At 68.3% G+C, this 14226-nt stretch carries 17 protein-coding genes; 1 reads left to right on the top strand and 16 read right to left on the bottom strand.

Annotated features, from left to right (window positions below; translation table 11 throughout):
* Complete coding sequence (locus MA876_RS19310) at window positions 1–2178, bottom strand: adenylate/guanylate cyclase domain-containing protein (protein ID WP_248148562.1); 2178 nt, start codon at window positions 2176–2178, stop codon at window positions 1–3.
* A 187-nt stretch (window positions 2179–2365) separates the two neighbouring features.
* Here MA876_RS19310 and MA876_RS10495 point away from each other — a divergent pair, with 187 nt between their 5' ends.
* The gene (locus MA876_RS10495) at window positions 2366–4384 is read left to right on the top strand and encodes an acyltransferase family protein (protein ID WP_248148560.1); all 2019 of its coding nucleotides are present in this window, start codon (window positions 2366–2368) and stop codon (window positions 4382–4384) included.
* 6 nt (window positions 4385–4390) lie between these two features.
* Here the strand turns inward: MA876_RS10495 and MA876_RS10490 are convergent, their stop codons facing one another.
* The 15 genes from MA876_RS10490 to rplR all read right to left on the bottom strand — a co-directional run bounded on the left by MA876_RS10490 (window position 4391) and on the right by rplR (window position 14225).
* Window positions 4391–5428: a GNAT family N-acetyltransferase gene (locus tag MA876_RS10490; protein ID WP_248148558.1), complete on the bottom strand. Its 1038-nt coding sequence runs from the start codon at window positions 5426–5428 to the stop codon at window positions 4391–4393.
* Between the two features lie 78 nt (window positions 5429–5506).
* Window positions 5507–6064 (bottom strand): 50S ribosomal protein L17, encoded by a 558-nt coding sequence (gene rplQ / locus MA876_RS10485; protein WP_248148555.1) that lies wholly within the window; start codon window positions 6062–6064, stop codon window positions 5507–5509.
* A gap of 40 nt (window positions 6065–6104) precedes the next feature.
* The gene (locus MA876_RS10480) at window positions 6105–7094 is read right to left on the bottom strand and encodes a DNA-directed RNA polymerase subunit alpha (protein ID WP_248148552.1); all 990 of its coding nucleotides are present in this window, start codon (window positions 7092–7094) and stop codon (window positions 6105–6107) included.
* 174 nt (window positions 7095–7268) lie between these two features.
* Window positions 7269–7667, bottom strand: a complete 399-nt coding sequence (gene rpsK / locus MA876_RS10475) for a 30S ribosomal protein S11 (protein WP_248148550.1) — start codon at window positions 7665–7667, stop codon at window positions 7269–7271.
* A gap of 33 nt (window positions 7668–7700) precedes the next feature.
* Entirely contained in the window at window positions 7701–8075 is a 375-nt protein-coding gene (gene rpsM, locus MA876_RS10470) for a 30S ribosomal protein S13 (RefSeq protein ID WP_248148547.1), read from the bottom strand.
* Window positions 8076–8214: 139 nt separating this feature from the next.
* On the bottom strand, window positions 8215–8331 hold the full coding sequence (gene rpmJ, locus MA876_RS10465) for a 50S ribosomal protein L36 (protein WP_005050492.1): 117 nt from the start codon (window positions 8329–8331) through the stop codon (window positions 8215–8217).
* A 64-nt stretch (window positions 8332–8395) separates the two neighbouring features.
* Complete coding sequence (gene infA, locus MA876_RS10460) at window positions 8396–8617, bottom strand: translation initiation factor IF-1 (RefSeq protein WP_028496510.1); 222 nt, start codon at window positions 8615–8617, stop codon at window positions 8396–8398.
* Between the two features lie 149 nt (window positions 8618–8766).
* A complete protein-coding gene (locus MA876_RS10455; RefSeq protein WP_248148544.1) occupies window positions 8767–9444 on the bottom strand; it encodes a DsbA family protein in 678 nt (225 codons plus the stop codon).
* 15 nt (window positions 9445–9459) lie between these two features.
* A complete protein-coding gene (map, locus tag MA876_RS10450; RefSeq protein WP_248148541.1) occupies window positions 9460–10299 on the bottom strand; it encodes a type I methionyl aminopeptidase in 840 nt (279 codons plus the stop codon).
* A gap of 1 nt (window position 10300) precedes the next feature.
* A complete protein-coding gene (locus tag MA876_RS10445; RefSeq protein WP_248148538.1) occupies window positions 10301–10903 on the bottom strand; it encodes an adenylate kinase in 603 nt (200 codons plus the stop codon).
* Window positions 10900–12222: a preprotein translocase subunit SecY gene (gene secY / locus MA876_RS10440; RefSeq protein ID WP_248148535.1), complete on the bottom strand. Its 1323-nt coding sequence runs from the start codon at window positions 12220–12222 to the stop codon at window positions 10900–10902. The genes MA876_RS10445 and secY overlap by 4 nt, the downstream gene beginning before the upstream one ends.
* 98 nt (window positions 12223–12320) lie before the next feature.
* Window positions 12321–12995, bottom strand: coding sequence for a 50S ribosomal protein L15 (gene rplO, locus MA876_RS10435; RefSeq protein WP_248148532.1), 675 nt, complete (start codon window positions 12993–12995; stop codon window positions 12321–12323).
* Window positions 12995–13180, bottom strand: coding sequence for a 50S ribosomal protein L30 (rpmD, locus tag MA876_RS10430; protein WP_091484804.1), 186 nt, complete (start codon window positions 13178–13180; stop codon window positions 12995–12997). The genes rplO and rpmD overlap by 1 nt, the downstream gene beginning before the upstream one ends.
* A complete protein-coding gene (gene rpsE / locus MA876_RS10425) occupies window positions 13180–13869 on the bottom strand; it encodes a 30S ribosomal protein S5 (RefSeq protein ID WP_372491514.1) in 690 nt (229 codons plus the stop codon). The genes rpmD and rpsE overlap by 1 nt, the downstream gene beginning before the upstream one ends.
* Window positions 13866–14225: a 50S ribosomal protein L18 gene (rplR, locus tag MA876_RS10420; protein ID WP_248148529.1), complete on the bottom strand. Its 360-nt coding sequence runs from the start codon at window positions 14223–14225 to the stop codon at window positions 13866–13868. The genes rpsE and rplR overlap by 4 nt, the downstream gene beginning before the upstream one ends.
* Window position 14226 lies beyond the last annotated feature (1 nt).

Raw genomic sequence — 14226 nt, 5'->3', positions numbered from 1 at the left:
TCAGGCCTCGACGACCGGCACGGGGGTCTCGATCCGCCACACGCGCTGCGTCCCGCTCTGCGTCTCGACCTCGCCCGACGGGATGATCCCGATGGTGTCCGGGATCCGGTCGGCAACGCGCTGCGTGATGAAGATGCCCGGCTCGGCCGAGTCGCCCTGCACCCGGAATGCGAGGTTCACGGCATCCCCCCACATGTCGTAGACGACGCGCGCACGACCGATGAGCCCGCTCGTGACCTTGCCGGAATCCAGGCCCGCGCGGAGGCCGAGATCGACGCCCTGCTGCGCCGAATAGCGCTCCAGGATCGCGTCGAGCTCCATCGCGAACTCGACGGCCCGCCGCGCGTTGTCGACGCGGGGCGTCGCCAGCCCGCAGCTCGCGAGGTAGCTCTGCCGTGTCGTGCGCACGCGCTCGACCCCGTGCTTCTCGGCGGCCTCGTCGAACGTGCGGATGAGGTCGTTGAGCTTCGCGATGGACTCCTCCGACGACAGCGTGAGCGACAGCGCCTCGAACCCCACGATGTCGGCGAAGATGACCGTGACGTCCTCGCTGTCCTGCGTGATGGCCTCGTCGCCGTGCTTGTAGCGGTCGGCCATGCCCTCGGGCATGAATGACAGGATGAGCCGCTCGTTGGCCTTCTCGTGCTCCTCGATGAGGTTCGACTTCACCTGCAGACTGCGGCTCATGTCGTTGAACGCCGTCGCGACGTCGGCGAGCTCGTCGCTGGACCCGGCGTCCACCTGCACACCCTCTTCGCCCGCCGCGATCCGCCGAGCCGCCGTCTTGAGCCGCCGGAGCGGGCGGACGAAGACCTGCGCGAGCACGAGCGAGAGCAGGCAGACGAAGATGATCATGCCCGCCGTGGACAGGATGAGGTTCCGGGTGAAGTCCTCGACGGGCACGAGCGCTTCAGCCGAGGTCTCCTGCGCGACGATGGCCCAGCCCAGGTCGCCGACGCCGAGCGGGGCGTACGCGATCATGCTGTCGCGCCCCAGATAGTCGCGCTCCAGGAGCGTCCCATCATCCCCCGCGAAGGCCTTCGCCATCGCGTCGCCCGCGACCGTCTGCTGCAGGAGCGTGTCGCCGTTGCGCACGATCAGCGCCGCGGCCTCGGGCGAGAGCCCGGCATCCCGAGCCGTCCGCTCGTAGGACTCGGGGTCGTCGTACAGCTCGCGCGAGATCGAGCGCATCTTGCCGTCGCGGCCCACCAGATAGGTCTCGCCCGTCTCACCGAGACCGTTCTGCGCCCAGTCGCCGCCTACGGTCATGACGTCGTTGATGCGGTCGATCGGCAACTCGATCGCGAGCGCCCCGATCACCTCGCCGTCCTCGGCGATCGGCGTGACCGCCCAGCCGGCGGGGCTGCCGAGACTCGGGCTGTACGCGGCGAAGTCGGCGAGCACGACGTCGCCGACGATGTTGCCGCTCATCGCCGTGCGATACGCCTCGGCGAGATTCGACAGCGCGTACGGCCCTTCGAGCAGGTTCGCTCCGAGGTCGACCCCCTTGAAGGCCGAGTACACGACGTTGCCCGTCGTGTCGATCATGAGCACGTCTTCGAAGTCGTTGAGCTCCGTCATCGCGCGGAAGTACGGATGGTACTGCGCGTGCGCCGCAGACCACGCGCTGCCGTCGCCCGCGTCATCCGTCTGGATCGCGTCCTCCCACGTGTCGTAGGGGATGACGTAGTTGTACTGCAGGTACTCCGCGGCCGGGTCCCTGGGCGCGAAGGTCGACCCGTCGACGGGCTCGCCCGTCGCCTCGGACAGCTTCGTCGCGAAGTCATCCTGGTAGTACGCGGCGACCGCGTCGTCGACCGCGGCATCCGTCCCCTGCTCCCGCAGCTGCGCGAACCCCTCGGCGAAGGCTGTCGCCGCTTGCGTGCTCGTCTCGTTCATCGCGCTCAGACGCACCGAGTTCTCGATCGTCGTGAAGAGCTGGGCGACTTCGCGCGCGCGGTTCTCACGGATCTCGAGGAGCTTCTCGTAGGCGATGGCGCGCAGCGCCTCGGTGCCGTTGAGATATCCGATGACGCCGACCACGATGCTCGACAGCACGCTCACCGACAGCAGCATGATGAGCAGGATCGAGTAGATCGACAGGCCCGCGCGCGAGCGTACGCGCGGCGTGCCCACCCACGGGGTGGATGCCGCGGCAGATGCGGTCTGCTCCGACACTCGCGCTCCTCGTCGTGCGCATCGCGCACGGCCGATCCCCATCCTCGCCGGTGCCGAGGATGCGCTCACCCTAGCGCTCCGCCCGCCGCGCGGATAGAGTGCGCATCCCGGAGCGGCCGCACGCGCGTCCCGGACGGGCCTTCCAGCCGTCCGACGTAGACTGTCACCTCTCGATATGGAACCAGCGATGACGTCGCGCCCGGCCGCGCCCCCGCCACTCCGCGAAGCGGAGAAGAGCGGCGTACCCGGTCGGCGCTACGCGGGTCTCGATGGATTGCGTGCAATCGCGGTCGCGCTCGTCGTCGGCTATCACCTGTTCCCTCCGTCGGTCTTCCCGGGGGGCTTCGTCGGCGTCGACGTCTTCTTCGTGATCAGCGGATTCCTCATCACGACCCTCCTGCTGCGCGAGCACGCCGCGACCGGCGGCATCCGCCTGGGCGCGTTCTGGATCCGTCGCGCCCGCCGGCTCCTCCCCGCCCTCGCGCTGGTCGTCACGGTGTGCGCGAGCGCGGCCTGGCTCATCGGAGGCGATGTCCTCCTCCGAGTCGGCGAGCAGGTCCTCGGCGCCTTCACCTTCAGCTACAACTGGCTCTCGATCGCGGGGAACGCCGACTACTTCGGCCTCGCGGCCCCCGAGCTCTTCCGCAACTTCTGGTCGCTCGCGGTCGAAGAGCAGTTCTACGTGATCTGGCCGCTCGTGCTGCCGCTCTTCCTCCTCATCCCACGGACGTGGGGGCGGGTCGGTGCGACGCTTCTGCTGGCTGCGGCGTCGGCGACGTGGATGGCGTCGGTCACGTCATCCGGCGCCGTCACCCGCGGCTACTTCGGCACCGACACCCACGCGTTCGGGATCCTGCTCGGCGTGGGGCTCGCGTTCGCGCTCGAGCAGGTGCTGCGCAGCGCCGCTCTGCGCGCCGAGCCGCCGATCCTTCTCGCGGGCGGGTGGAGGGTCGTCACGCTCGTGCACGACACGACGGCGCAGCGGCGCACGCGGCGCGTCACCGGCGTAATCGGCGCGCTGGCGCTCATCGGCCTTTTCGTCGTCGCGTTCGTGCCCGCCACGCCGACGGCGGCGACCTTCCCCGGGATGCTGGTGGCGGCGAGCGTTCTGAGCGCCGTCGCGATCACTGCCGGCGTGTGGCCGGGGTCCGCCTTCGGGCCGGCCATCGATCGTCCGCTGCTGCGTTGGATCGGCGACCGGTCGTACGGCATCTACCTGTGGCACTGGCCGCTCCTGGTGCTCGTCGTCGCCGGCGTGCAGGGCACGGGACCCGAGGTCGGCTTCGCGCCCTTGCTCGGTGTCGCGGTGCTCGCGATGACCCTCGCCCTCGCCGAAGTCTCCTACCGGTGGGTCGAAGCCCCCATCCGACGCCTGGGATTCCGCGGCGCAGCGCGCGCCCTCGGCCGGCGCCTCAAGGGATCGCCCGATGCCCGCCTCGGCGCACTCGCGACACTCGCCGCGACGCTCATGGTCGCCGGCGGCACGTCGGCAGCCATCGCGTCGGCACCGGAGATGGGTTCAGCCGAGGCCGTCGTGACCGCGGGCGCGGAAGCGCTCGAGTCGGCCGCGCCGGAGGCGACGGCGACGCCGTCACCTGCTCCGACCGAGGCCCCTGCCACGGATCCCGTCGACGAAGTGATCCCCGCGGTCGTCACAGGCGACCAGATCTCCGCCGTCGGCGACTCGGTCATGCTCGCATCCGCCCCCGCCCTGCTGGCGCGGTACCCCGGCATCCAGATCGATGCAGCCGTCTCACGATCGACATATGCCGGTCCGGGAATCCTCGAGAACCTGGCGGCCGCGGGCGCGCTGCGACCGTACGTCGTCATCGCACTCGGCACCAACGGCCCGGTGAACATCCCCTCCCTCGAGCGGATGGTCGCCGTCGCGGGGCCGGACCGCACCGTCCTCCTCGTCAACGCCTACGCGCCCAGATCGTGGATCCCGGGCGTCAACGCCGACCTCGCCGCGTTCGCGCAGACCCATCCTCGTGTCCGGGTCGTGGACTGGGCCGGTGCCATCGGGGCGCAGCCGCAGCTGCTGGCCGGTGACCAGATCCATCCCGGTGACGCGGGAGGCCGTGTCTTCGCCGACGCCGTCGCGTCCACGATCGACGCGATCGAGCTGCAGCGCGCCCAGATCCAGCACGACCTCGCGGAGCGGCTCTACCGCAGCTCGCGCGAGAAGGTCACGCAGATCCAGTAACCGCTGTCAGTGGTGTGCGACGAGCGCCACCGAGCGCTCCGTCGGCTCGAAGCCGAGTCGGCCGTACAGGCTGTTCGCGCCCGTCGGACTCTCGGTGTCGACGTCGAGCACCGCCTTCTCGAGGCCGGCGGCCCGGGCCGCCCGAAGGAGAGCCGTGATGACGACCGGCGCGAGTCGGCGTCCCCGCCGGTCGCGCGTGACCCCGATGAGGTCGATGTAGACGCTCGAGTATCCCTGCACCGCCCAGTCCTCCTCGTTGACCGAGCCCAGCGCGAAGGCGACGATGCGGTCGTCCTCGACGGCGAGCCATGACAGATCGGGGCGCAGGAACGGCCCGTCCACGAACTGCGACCAGCGCTCGGGCGGTGTCTCGAGGCTCCCCCAGTGGTCGCGGAACGCGTCGTTGCGCGCGAGACGCGCGGCCTCTTTGCGGGAAGAGTCGTAGACCACGATGTCGATCGCGGAGGCGCCGACATCCATGGTCTGTTCGATCGTCGGGATCTCGAGCGCGAGATCGCGCACCATCGTCGAGAACCAGCGCTCCTCCCGCAGTCCCCTCCGCTCCGCCAGATGACGGGCCGCGACGTCAGTCTCCTCCGCGTAGACGAAGATCGCGGCGGGGAGTGGACTGTCGAGCTCGGCGAGCGCCTGCAGCGCGCGCTCGTGCTCCCAGCGCATGAGTTCGCGGCCGATTCCGCGACCCCGGAGCTCGGGGTGCACGCGTCCGGTGAAGTACGCGTGCAGGTGATGATCGCGCGACGGATGCACCATCACACCACCCATCGCGACGGCCCGGCCCTCGGCGTCGAGCCCGAGGATCGTGTCACGGATCGGGTCGATCCACGACGACTCGAACGTCTCCTCGACGTCTTCGCGGGGCGTGAGCCACGACGGGTGATCGATGCGGTCGGCCGCCTGGACCAGGTCCATGATGAGCTCGACGTCGTCCGCCGTCGCGGAGCGCCAGATCGCGACGGCCGGATGCTGCGGCGGCGCGACCACGGCGGGGGCGTCGATGCGGTCGGCGGTGGACTTCTCGCTCATCCCTTCAGCGTACGCGCCGCGAAACGACGAGACCCGCTCACCCTCGGAAGGGCGAGCGGGTCTCGTGCGAGAGCGCGATCAGGCCTTGTCGGCCGGAGCCTCTTCGACGATGGCGGCGTCTTCGGCAGCAGCCTCAGCGGCGGCGCCTTCCTCCTGCGACTCGGCACCGGCGTCGACGGTCTCCTCGGCGGGAGCCTCCGCGGCTGCGGCCTCTTCGACGGGCGCCTCGACGGGCGCGGCCTTGGCCGCGGCCTTCTTGGCGGACGGCTTCTTCACGACCGGCTCGAGAACGAGCTCGATGACCGCCATGGGCGCGTTGTCGCCCTTGCGGTTGCCGACCTTCGTGATGCGGGTGTAGCCGCCCTCACGGTCGGCGACGAGCGGCGCGATCTCGGTGAACAGGACGTGCACGACTTCCTTGTCACCGATGACCGACAGCACGCGGCGACGCGCGTGCAGGTCGCCGCGCTTGGCGAAGGTCACCAGACGCTCGGCGAGCGGACGCAGGCGCTTGGCCTTGGTCTCGGTCGTCTTGATGGACTTGTGCGTGAAGAGGGCCGCGGCGAGGTTGGCAAGCAGCAGGCGCTCGTGTGCGGGTCCGCCTCCGAGGCGGGGTCCCTTCGTGGGCTTGGGCATTCTCAATTACTCCAGGATCAGAATTCGGGGGAACCGGGGCTCAGACGGTCTCGTCGTCGTAGCCGCCGTAGAAGTGCGCGCCGTCGAACCCGGGCACCGAGTCCTTCAGCGACAGACCGAGCGAGATGAGCTTGTCGCGCACCTCGTCGACCGACTTCTGACCGAAGTTGCGGATGTTCATGAGCTGCGTCTCGCTGAGCGCGACGAGCTCGCTGACCGTGTTGATGCCCTCGCGCTTGAGGCAGTTGTACGAGCGCACCGACAGATCGAGGTCCTCGATCGGCATCGACAGCTCGTTCGAGAGGACGGTCTCGACCGGCGCGGGGCCGATCTCGATGCCCTCGGCCTCGACGTTGAGCTCGCGTGCCAGGCCGAACAGCTCGGTCAGCGTGCGACCGGCCGACGCGACGGCGTCGCGCGGGGCGATCGAGTTCTTCGTCTCGACGTCCAGCACGAGCTTGTCGAAGTCCGTGCGCTCACCGGCGCGAGTCGCCTCGACGCGGTACGAGACCTTGAGCACGGGCGAGTAGATCGAGTCGATCGGGATCTGCCCGGCCTCGGCGTACTCGTTGCGGTTCTGGGTCGCCGAGACGTAGCCGCGGCCACGCTCGATCGTGAGCTCGAGCTCGAACTTCGCGGTGTCGTTGAGCGTCGCGATGACGAGCTCGGGGTTGTGCACCTCGACACCGGCCGGAGCCGAGATGTCGGCGGCCGTGACCTCGCCCGAACCGGTCTTGCGCAGGTACGCCGTGATGGGCTCGTCGCGCTCGGACGAGACGACGAGCTGCTTGATGTTGAGGATGATCTCGGTGACATCCTCCTTGACACCGGGAATGGTGCTGAACTCGTGGAGGACGCCGTCGATGCGGATCGACGTCACTGCGGCGCCGGGGATCGACGACAGAAGGCTGCGACGCAGCGCGTTGCCGATCGTGTAGCCGAAGCCGGGCTCGAGCGGCTCGATGATGAAGCGGCTGCGGAACTCCCCGACCTTTTCCTCGGTCAGGGTGGGACGCTGTGCGATGAGCACTATGTGTTCCTTTCGATCACGTGCCCGCTATATGACACGTGCGGTTTTGTGAGGTGTTGAGTTTTTCTCAGGGGATGCCTGGGCCAGGCATCCATGCCGGTGGTCGAACAGCCGCGAAGCGGCGTATCGAGACCCGGAACGCCGGAGCCTCGCGAGAAGGCTCCGGCTCCGGAATCAGACGCGGCGGCGCTTCGGCGGACGGCAGCCGTTGTGCGCCTGCGGCGTCACGTCGTTGATCGAGCCGACCTCGAGGCCTGCGGCCTGGAGCGAGCGGATCGCGGTCTCGCGACCCGAACCCGGACCCTTCACGAAGACGTCGACCTTCTTGACGCCGTGCTCCTGCGCCTGGCGGGCGGCCGACTCGGCGGCCATGCCTGCGGCATAGGGGGTCGACTTGCGCGAGCCCTTGAAGCCCACGCCACCCGAGGACGCCCAGCTGATGACGGCGCCGGTGGGGTCGGTGATCGAGACGATCGTGTTGTTGAACGTCGACTTGATGTGGGCGTGGCCCAGCGCGATGTTCTTCTTCTCCTTGCGGCGCGGCTTGCGCGCGGCGGTCTTGGCCTGTGCCATGTGCGTGTTCTCCTAAACCCTGGGGGCCGCGCCTTAGCGCGCCTTCTTCTTGCCGGCGACGGTGCGCTTGGGGCCCTTGCGGGTACGCGCGTTGGTCTTCGTGCGCTGACCGCGCACCGGGAGACCGCGGCGGTGGCGGAGACCCTCGTACGAGCCGATCTCGACCTTGCGGCGGATGTCGGCTGCGACCTCACGGCGGAGGTCACCCTCTACCTTGTAGTTGCCCTCGATGTAGTCGCGAAGGGCGATGAGCTGGTCATCGGTGAGGTCCTTGACGCGGATGCTCTCATCGATCTCGGTCGCGGTGAGGATCTCACGCGAACGGGTGGAACCCACACCGTAGATGTAGGTCAGTGCGATCACCACGCGCTTGTCACGCGGGATGTCAACGCCGGCAAGACGTGCCATGCGATTCTCCTAGGAGTCATGGGGGTGTGGAGCAGGATCGGTGCCCGGGCCCCCGCCCGAGGTGTCCCCTCCGAAGAGGTTCTGATCCTGCCGTTGTGTGTTGAGTTGTCAGTCACGGAGCCGCGCGCGCGGCATCCGATCAGCCCTGGCGCTGCTTGTGACGCGGGTTGCTCTTGCAGATGACCATGACGCGACCGTGGCGACGGATGACCTTGCAGTGGTCGCAGATGGGCTTGACGGAGGGGTTGACCTTCATGATTTCTTCTCTTCGCTGTCTTCACCGGGCAGGCCGGGGCCTGGGGTGTTACTTCTCGACCGGTCTAGCGGTAGCGGTAGACGATGCGTCCGCGCGTGAGGTCGTAGGGCGAAAGCTCGACGACGACACGGTCTTCGGGGATGATGCGGATGTAGTTCTGCCGCATCTTGCCCGAGATCGTGGCCAGCACCTTATGTCCGTTGGTCAGCTCGACGCGGAACATCGCGTTGGGCAGGGCCTCGGAGATGACGCCCTCGATCTCGATGACACCGTCTTTCTTCGCCATACACTCGCTCACATAAAGCAGACCGGTCGGTCTGCGGGTTGGATGGGATTTTCGGTGCCCCGACACGCCAATGAAGGCGCAAGGCACCAAAGATCAATAGTACGTGATATTGGATGCCGCGGCAAATGCGCGGCCGCGGCATCCCGTCGTCACTTCATGCGGTCGACGAGGTCCGCCTGCGGGTCGCCCGTGAGGGTGACGAACTCGCCGTTCACGATCACCGTCGGCGTGCCGGCGCCGCCCGTTGCGGGGTTGGTCGGCAGCTTCGTCGTCTGGTCCTCGACGAACGAGATGTACTCGCCGTCGGTCACGCACGCGTCGATTCCGGTGGCCCCGGCGTCCGCCGCCATCGCGATGAGCTCCTCATCGGTCTGACCCGGGCCCGTCGGATGCGTCGCGAAGAGCGCCTGCATGAAGGGGTACGCGGCGCTCGGCTCGGCCTCGGCGACGCAGTACAGCGCGTTGGCCGAGCGCTTCGAGAAGTCGGTGCCCGAAGCGGCGTTGAGACTGGCGAGGGCGACGGGGTACAGATTGAGCGTGATGTCCCCCTGCTCGAGCAGGTCGTCCACCGTCGAACCGTACTCGTCCTCGAACTCCTGGCAATGCGGGCAGTAGAAGTCGAACCACAGATCCATCGAGTTCGATCCCTCGCCCACGACGACCGCGCCGGTCTCGGAGTCGATCCCCGAGCCATCGGGTCGTGCGCCGCCGCCCGAGTTGGCGTTGTTCATCCACACCACGAGGACCACGACGAGGACGAGCACCACGACGACCGCGATGCTGATACCCGCAGCGAACCAGTTGAACCTGCGCTGTGCTTGTGCCAAGACTCTCTCCCGTACTCAGTCGATCGCGACCGGTGTCACACCGAACGGCGCGAGCCCCGCCGCGCCGCCGTCGGGTGCCGTGAGCACCCAGATACCACCATCGTGCACCGCGACGCTGTGCTCCCAGTGTGCGCCGGCTGTGCCGTCGACGGTCGAGACCGTCCAGTCGTCGTCCTCGATCAGGGTCTCTTGATCGCCGATGACGACCATGGGTTCGATCGCCAGCACGAGACCGGGCCGCACCTCGGGACCCGGGTCGCTCACGCGGTAGTTGAAGACCGAGGGCGACTCGTGCATCTTGCGGCCGATGCCGTGACCGACGTAGTCGCGCAGGATCCCGTAGCCGCCCTCAGGGGCGTGCGTCTCGATGTGCTCCTGAACGGCCGTGCCGATCTCGCCGAGCCGCTTCGCCGACGCGAGCGCCGCGATACCGGCCCAGAGCGAGCCCTCGGTGACATCCGACAGGCGCTGTCGCGCCGCGACCACGTCGGGCCGGGACGGATCGGGGATCACGAGGCTGAAGGCCGAGTCGCCGTTCCACCCCTTGAACTCGGCGCCCGCGTCGATCGAGACGATGTCGCCGGGCTCGAGCACGCGGGCGCCGGGGATCCCGTGCACGACCTGCTCGTTGACCGATGCGCAGATCGTGTGGCGATAGCCGCGCACCATCTGGAAGTTCGAGACCGCGCCGCGAGAGGTGATGACGGCGGACGCCGCGGCATCCAACTCCCCCGTCGTCACGCCGGGAGCGATGAGCGCACGCGCGGCGTCGAGTGCGGCAGCCGTGATGAGGCCGGGCTCGATCATCGCCCGCAGCTGCGCGGGTGACTTGTAGATCGAACGGCGGAGCCCCATCTCAGGCCGCGGCGCGACGCGCGAGACCCCGCGCCTCGAGAGCAGCGATGATGCGATCGGTGATCTCGTCGAGCGAGCCGATCCCGTCGATCGCGTCGACGATCCCCTGCTCGCGGTACACGTCGAGGATGGGCGCCGTCTCGGTCTCGTAGATCGCGAGGCGATTGGCGATGACCTCTTCGGTGTCGTCGGTGCGCCCCTGCTCGAAAGCGCGTCGCGTCAGACGATCGATGCTCTCCGCGCGCGGGACCTGCAGCTCGATCACGGCGTCGAGCCCCTCGCCACGCCCGTCGAGGAACGTCGCGAGGTCGCCGACCTGACCGAGGTTGCGGGGGTACCCGTCCAGCAGGAAACCACTCGCCGCGTCGTCCTGCGACAGCCGGTCGCGGACGATCTCGCTCGTGAGCGCGTCGGGCACGAGATCGCCCGCCTCGATGATCGCCTTGACCTGCAGCCCGAGCGGCGTGCCGTCCTTGACGTTCGCACGGAAGACATCTCCCGTCGAGACGACCGGGATGCCGAACTCCTCGGCGATCCGGACACCCTGGGTGCCCTTTCCGGAACCCTGGGGGCCGACGATCAGCAGACGTGCGGGACGGGTCATCGCAGGAGCCCTTCGTAGTGTCGCTGCTGGAGCTGCGCGTCGATCTGCTTCACCGTCTCGAGGCCGACACCGACGATGATCAGGATGGATGCGCCACCGAACGGGAAGTTCTGGTTCGCGCCCACGGTGGCGAGTGCCACGAGCGGGATGAGGGCGATCAGACCGAGGTAGATCGACCCGGGCAGCGTGATGCGGGTGAGGACGTAGTCGAGGTACTCGGCCGTCGGGCGCCCCGCGCGGATGCCCGGGATGAAGCCGCCGTACTTCTTCATGTTGTCGGCGACCTCGACGGGGTTGAACGTGATCGCGACGTAGAAGTAGGTGAAGCCGATGATGAGCAGGAAGTAGACCAGCATGTAGAGCGGGCTGTCGCCCGACACGAGGTTCTGCTGGATCCACGCGACCCAGCCCGGCACGGGCTCGCCCGGCTGCGGCTGGTTGAACTGCGCGATGAGCGCGGGGATGTACAGCAGCGACGAGGCGAAGATGACGGGCACGACGCCGGCCATGTTGACCTTGATCGGGATGTAGGTGTTCGTGCCGCCGTACGTGCGACGGCCGACCATGCGCTTGGCGTACTGCACCGGGATGCGCCGCTGCGACTGCTCGACGAAGACGACGAGGGCGACGACGACGACGCCCACAGCGAGCACGAGCAGGAACGTCTCGAAGCCGCGCGACTGCCAGATGGCCCACATCGCCGCGGGGAACGTCGCCGCGATCGAGGTGAAGATGAGCAGCGACATGCCGTTGCCGATGCCGCGCTCGGTGACGAGCTCGGCGAACCACATGATGAGGCCGGTGCCGGCGGTCATCGTGATGATCATGAGGAGCTGAGCCCACCACACGTCGTTCGTGAGGAGCTGCTCGCACTCGGGAACACCGGTGGATCCGAAGAGCTGACCGCTGCGGGCGACCGTGACGAGCGTCGTCGACTGCAGCAGAGCGAGCGCGATCGTGAGGTAACGCGTGTACTGCGTCAGACGCGCCTGGCCCGCCTGGCCCTCTTTGTAGAGGGTCTCGAAGTGCGGGATGACCACGCGGAGCAGCTGGACGATGATCGTCGCCGTGATGTACGGCATGACCCCGAGCGCGAAGATCGACAGCTGCAGCAGCGCACCGCCGGAGAAGAGGTTCACGAGCGAGAGCAGGCCGTCCGTGCCCGCCGACTGACGCAGGCACTCCTGCACGTTGGGGAAGTCCACGAACGGCGCGGGTACGTGCGCGCCGAGGCGATACAGGGCGATGATCGCCAGAGTGAATGCGATCTTCCGCCGAAGGTCGGGAGTGCGGAAGACCCGCGCGATGGCGCTGAACAAGAGGATGCCTCCAGAGGGGATGCCGGAACGCGCGCGGCGTCCGCCATCCAGGGTAACCCAACGGGGGCCGGAGGATCTCCGACCCCCGTTGAGAGGTACTACTTGACGGAACCGCCCGCCGCGACGATCTTCTGCTCGGCGGAACCCGAGACCTTGTCGACCGAAACGGTGAGCTTGACCGCGATGTCGCCGGTGCCGAGCACCTTGACCTTCTCGTTCTTGCGAACAGCACCCTTGGCGACGAGGTCGCTCACGGTGACGTCGCCACCGCTCGGGTACAGCTCCGCGAGCTTGTCCAGGTTCACGACCTGGTACTCCACGCGGAACGGGTTCTTGAACCCGCGCAGCTTCGGGGTGCGCATGTGCAGCGGCATCTGCCCACCCTCGAAGCCGATCTTGACCTGGTAGCGGGCCTTCGTGCCCTTGGTGCCACGACCGGCCGTCTTGCCCTTCGAGCCCTCACCGCGACCCACGCGGGTCTTGGGGGTGTTGGCGCCGGGGACGGGGCGCAGGTGGTGCACCTTGAGAACGCCGGGGCGGGATGCCGGAGCATCCGCCTTCTTCGCGGCGGCCTTCTTGGGAGCAGCCTTGGCGGGAGCCTTCTCAGCCTTCTCGGCCTTGTCGGCGGCAGCAGCCTTGGGAGCCGCAGCCTTCTTGGGCGCGGCCTTCTCGGCCGCGGCCTTGGGAGCCGCAGCCTTCTTGGCGGGTGCCTTCGCGGCGGCCTTGGGGGCCTTCTCCTCGACGGCGTCGTTCTTCTCGGCCTTGTCAGCCATCAGTCGATCTCCTCAACCTTCACGAGGTGCGCGACGGTCTTGACGTAGCCGCGCGTCTGCGCGTCGTCGGGGCGGACGACCGAGTCGTTGATCCGCTTCAGACCGAGCGAACGCAGCGTGTCGCGCTGGTTCTGCTTCTCGCTCACCTTGGACTTGATCTGGGTAACCTTCAGGCGCGCAGCCATCAGACACCTGCCTTCGCAGCAGCCGCGGCCTCGGCCTCGGCACGGACGAGACGGGCGGGGGCGACCTGGTCGAACTCGAGGCCGCGACGCGCGGCGACCGCGCGGGGCTCCTCGAGCTGCTTCAGGGCCTCCACCGTCGCGTGGACGATGTTGATCGTGTTCGACGAGCCGAGCGACTTCGACAGGACATCGTGGATGCCTGCGCACTCGAGCACGGCGCGCACGGGACCACCCGCGATGACACCGGTACCGGCAGCGGCCGGACGCAGCAGCACGACGCCGGCAGCGGCCTCGCCCTGCACGGGGTGCGGGATGGTGGAACCGGCACGGGGCACGCGGAAGAAGTTGCGCTTGGCCTCTTCGACACCCTTCGAGATGGCGAGGGGGACTTCGCGCGCCTTGCCGTAGCCCACGCCCACGACGCCGTTGCCGTCACCCACGACGACGAGCGCCGTGAAGCTGAAGCGACGGCCGCCCTTGACGACCTTCGACACGCGGTTGATCGTGACGACGCGCTCCAGGAACTGGCTCTTGTCGGCATCGCGACCACCACGGTCGCGCTGGTTCTGGTTGCGCTCGCGACCACCGCGACGCGGCTCGCGCTCACGCTCGGCGGGCGCCTCGGTGGCGGCGGCAGGAGCCTGCTCGGTCACTTCGTTCTCCACGTTGTTGTTGGTTGCATCGCTCACAGGTTCAGACCTCCTTCGCGAGCGCCGTCGGCGATCGCGGCGACACGGCCCGCGTAGCGGTTGCCACCGCGGTCGAACACGACGTCGGTGACGCCGGCGGCCTTGGCGCGCTCGGCGACGAGCTCGCCGACCTTGCGGGCCTTGGCGGTCTTGTCACCCTCGAGCGAACGCAGGTCGACCTCGAGCGTCGAGGCGGATGCCACGGTGTGACCCTTGCTGTCGTCGACGAGCTGCACGAACACGTGACGCGACGAGCGGCTCACGACCAGGCGGGGACGCTCGGCGGTGCCGACGACCTTCTTGCGAAGGCGGGCGTGACGACGCGAACGCGCGTCGGACTTCGACTTCACAGCCATG

It is taken from the genome of Microbacterium aoyamense (assembly GCF_023155855.1).
In the GTDB taxonomy this organism is placed as follows: Bacteria; Actinomycetota; Actinomycetes; order Actinomycetales; family Microbacteriaceae; genus Microbacterium; species Microbacterium aoyamense.
Note: the sequence above shows the minus strand (reverse complement) of the source record. Positions and strands in the feature narration are given on the sequence as shown.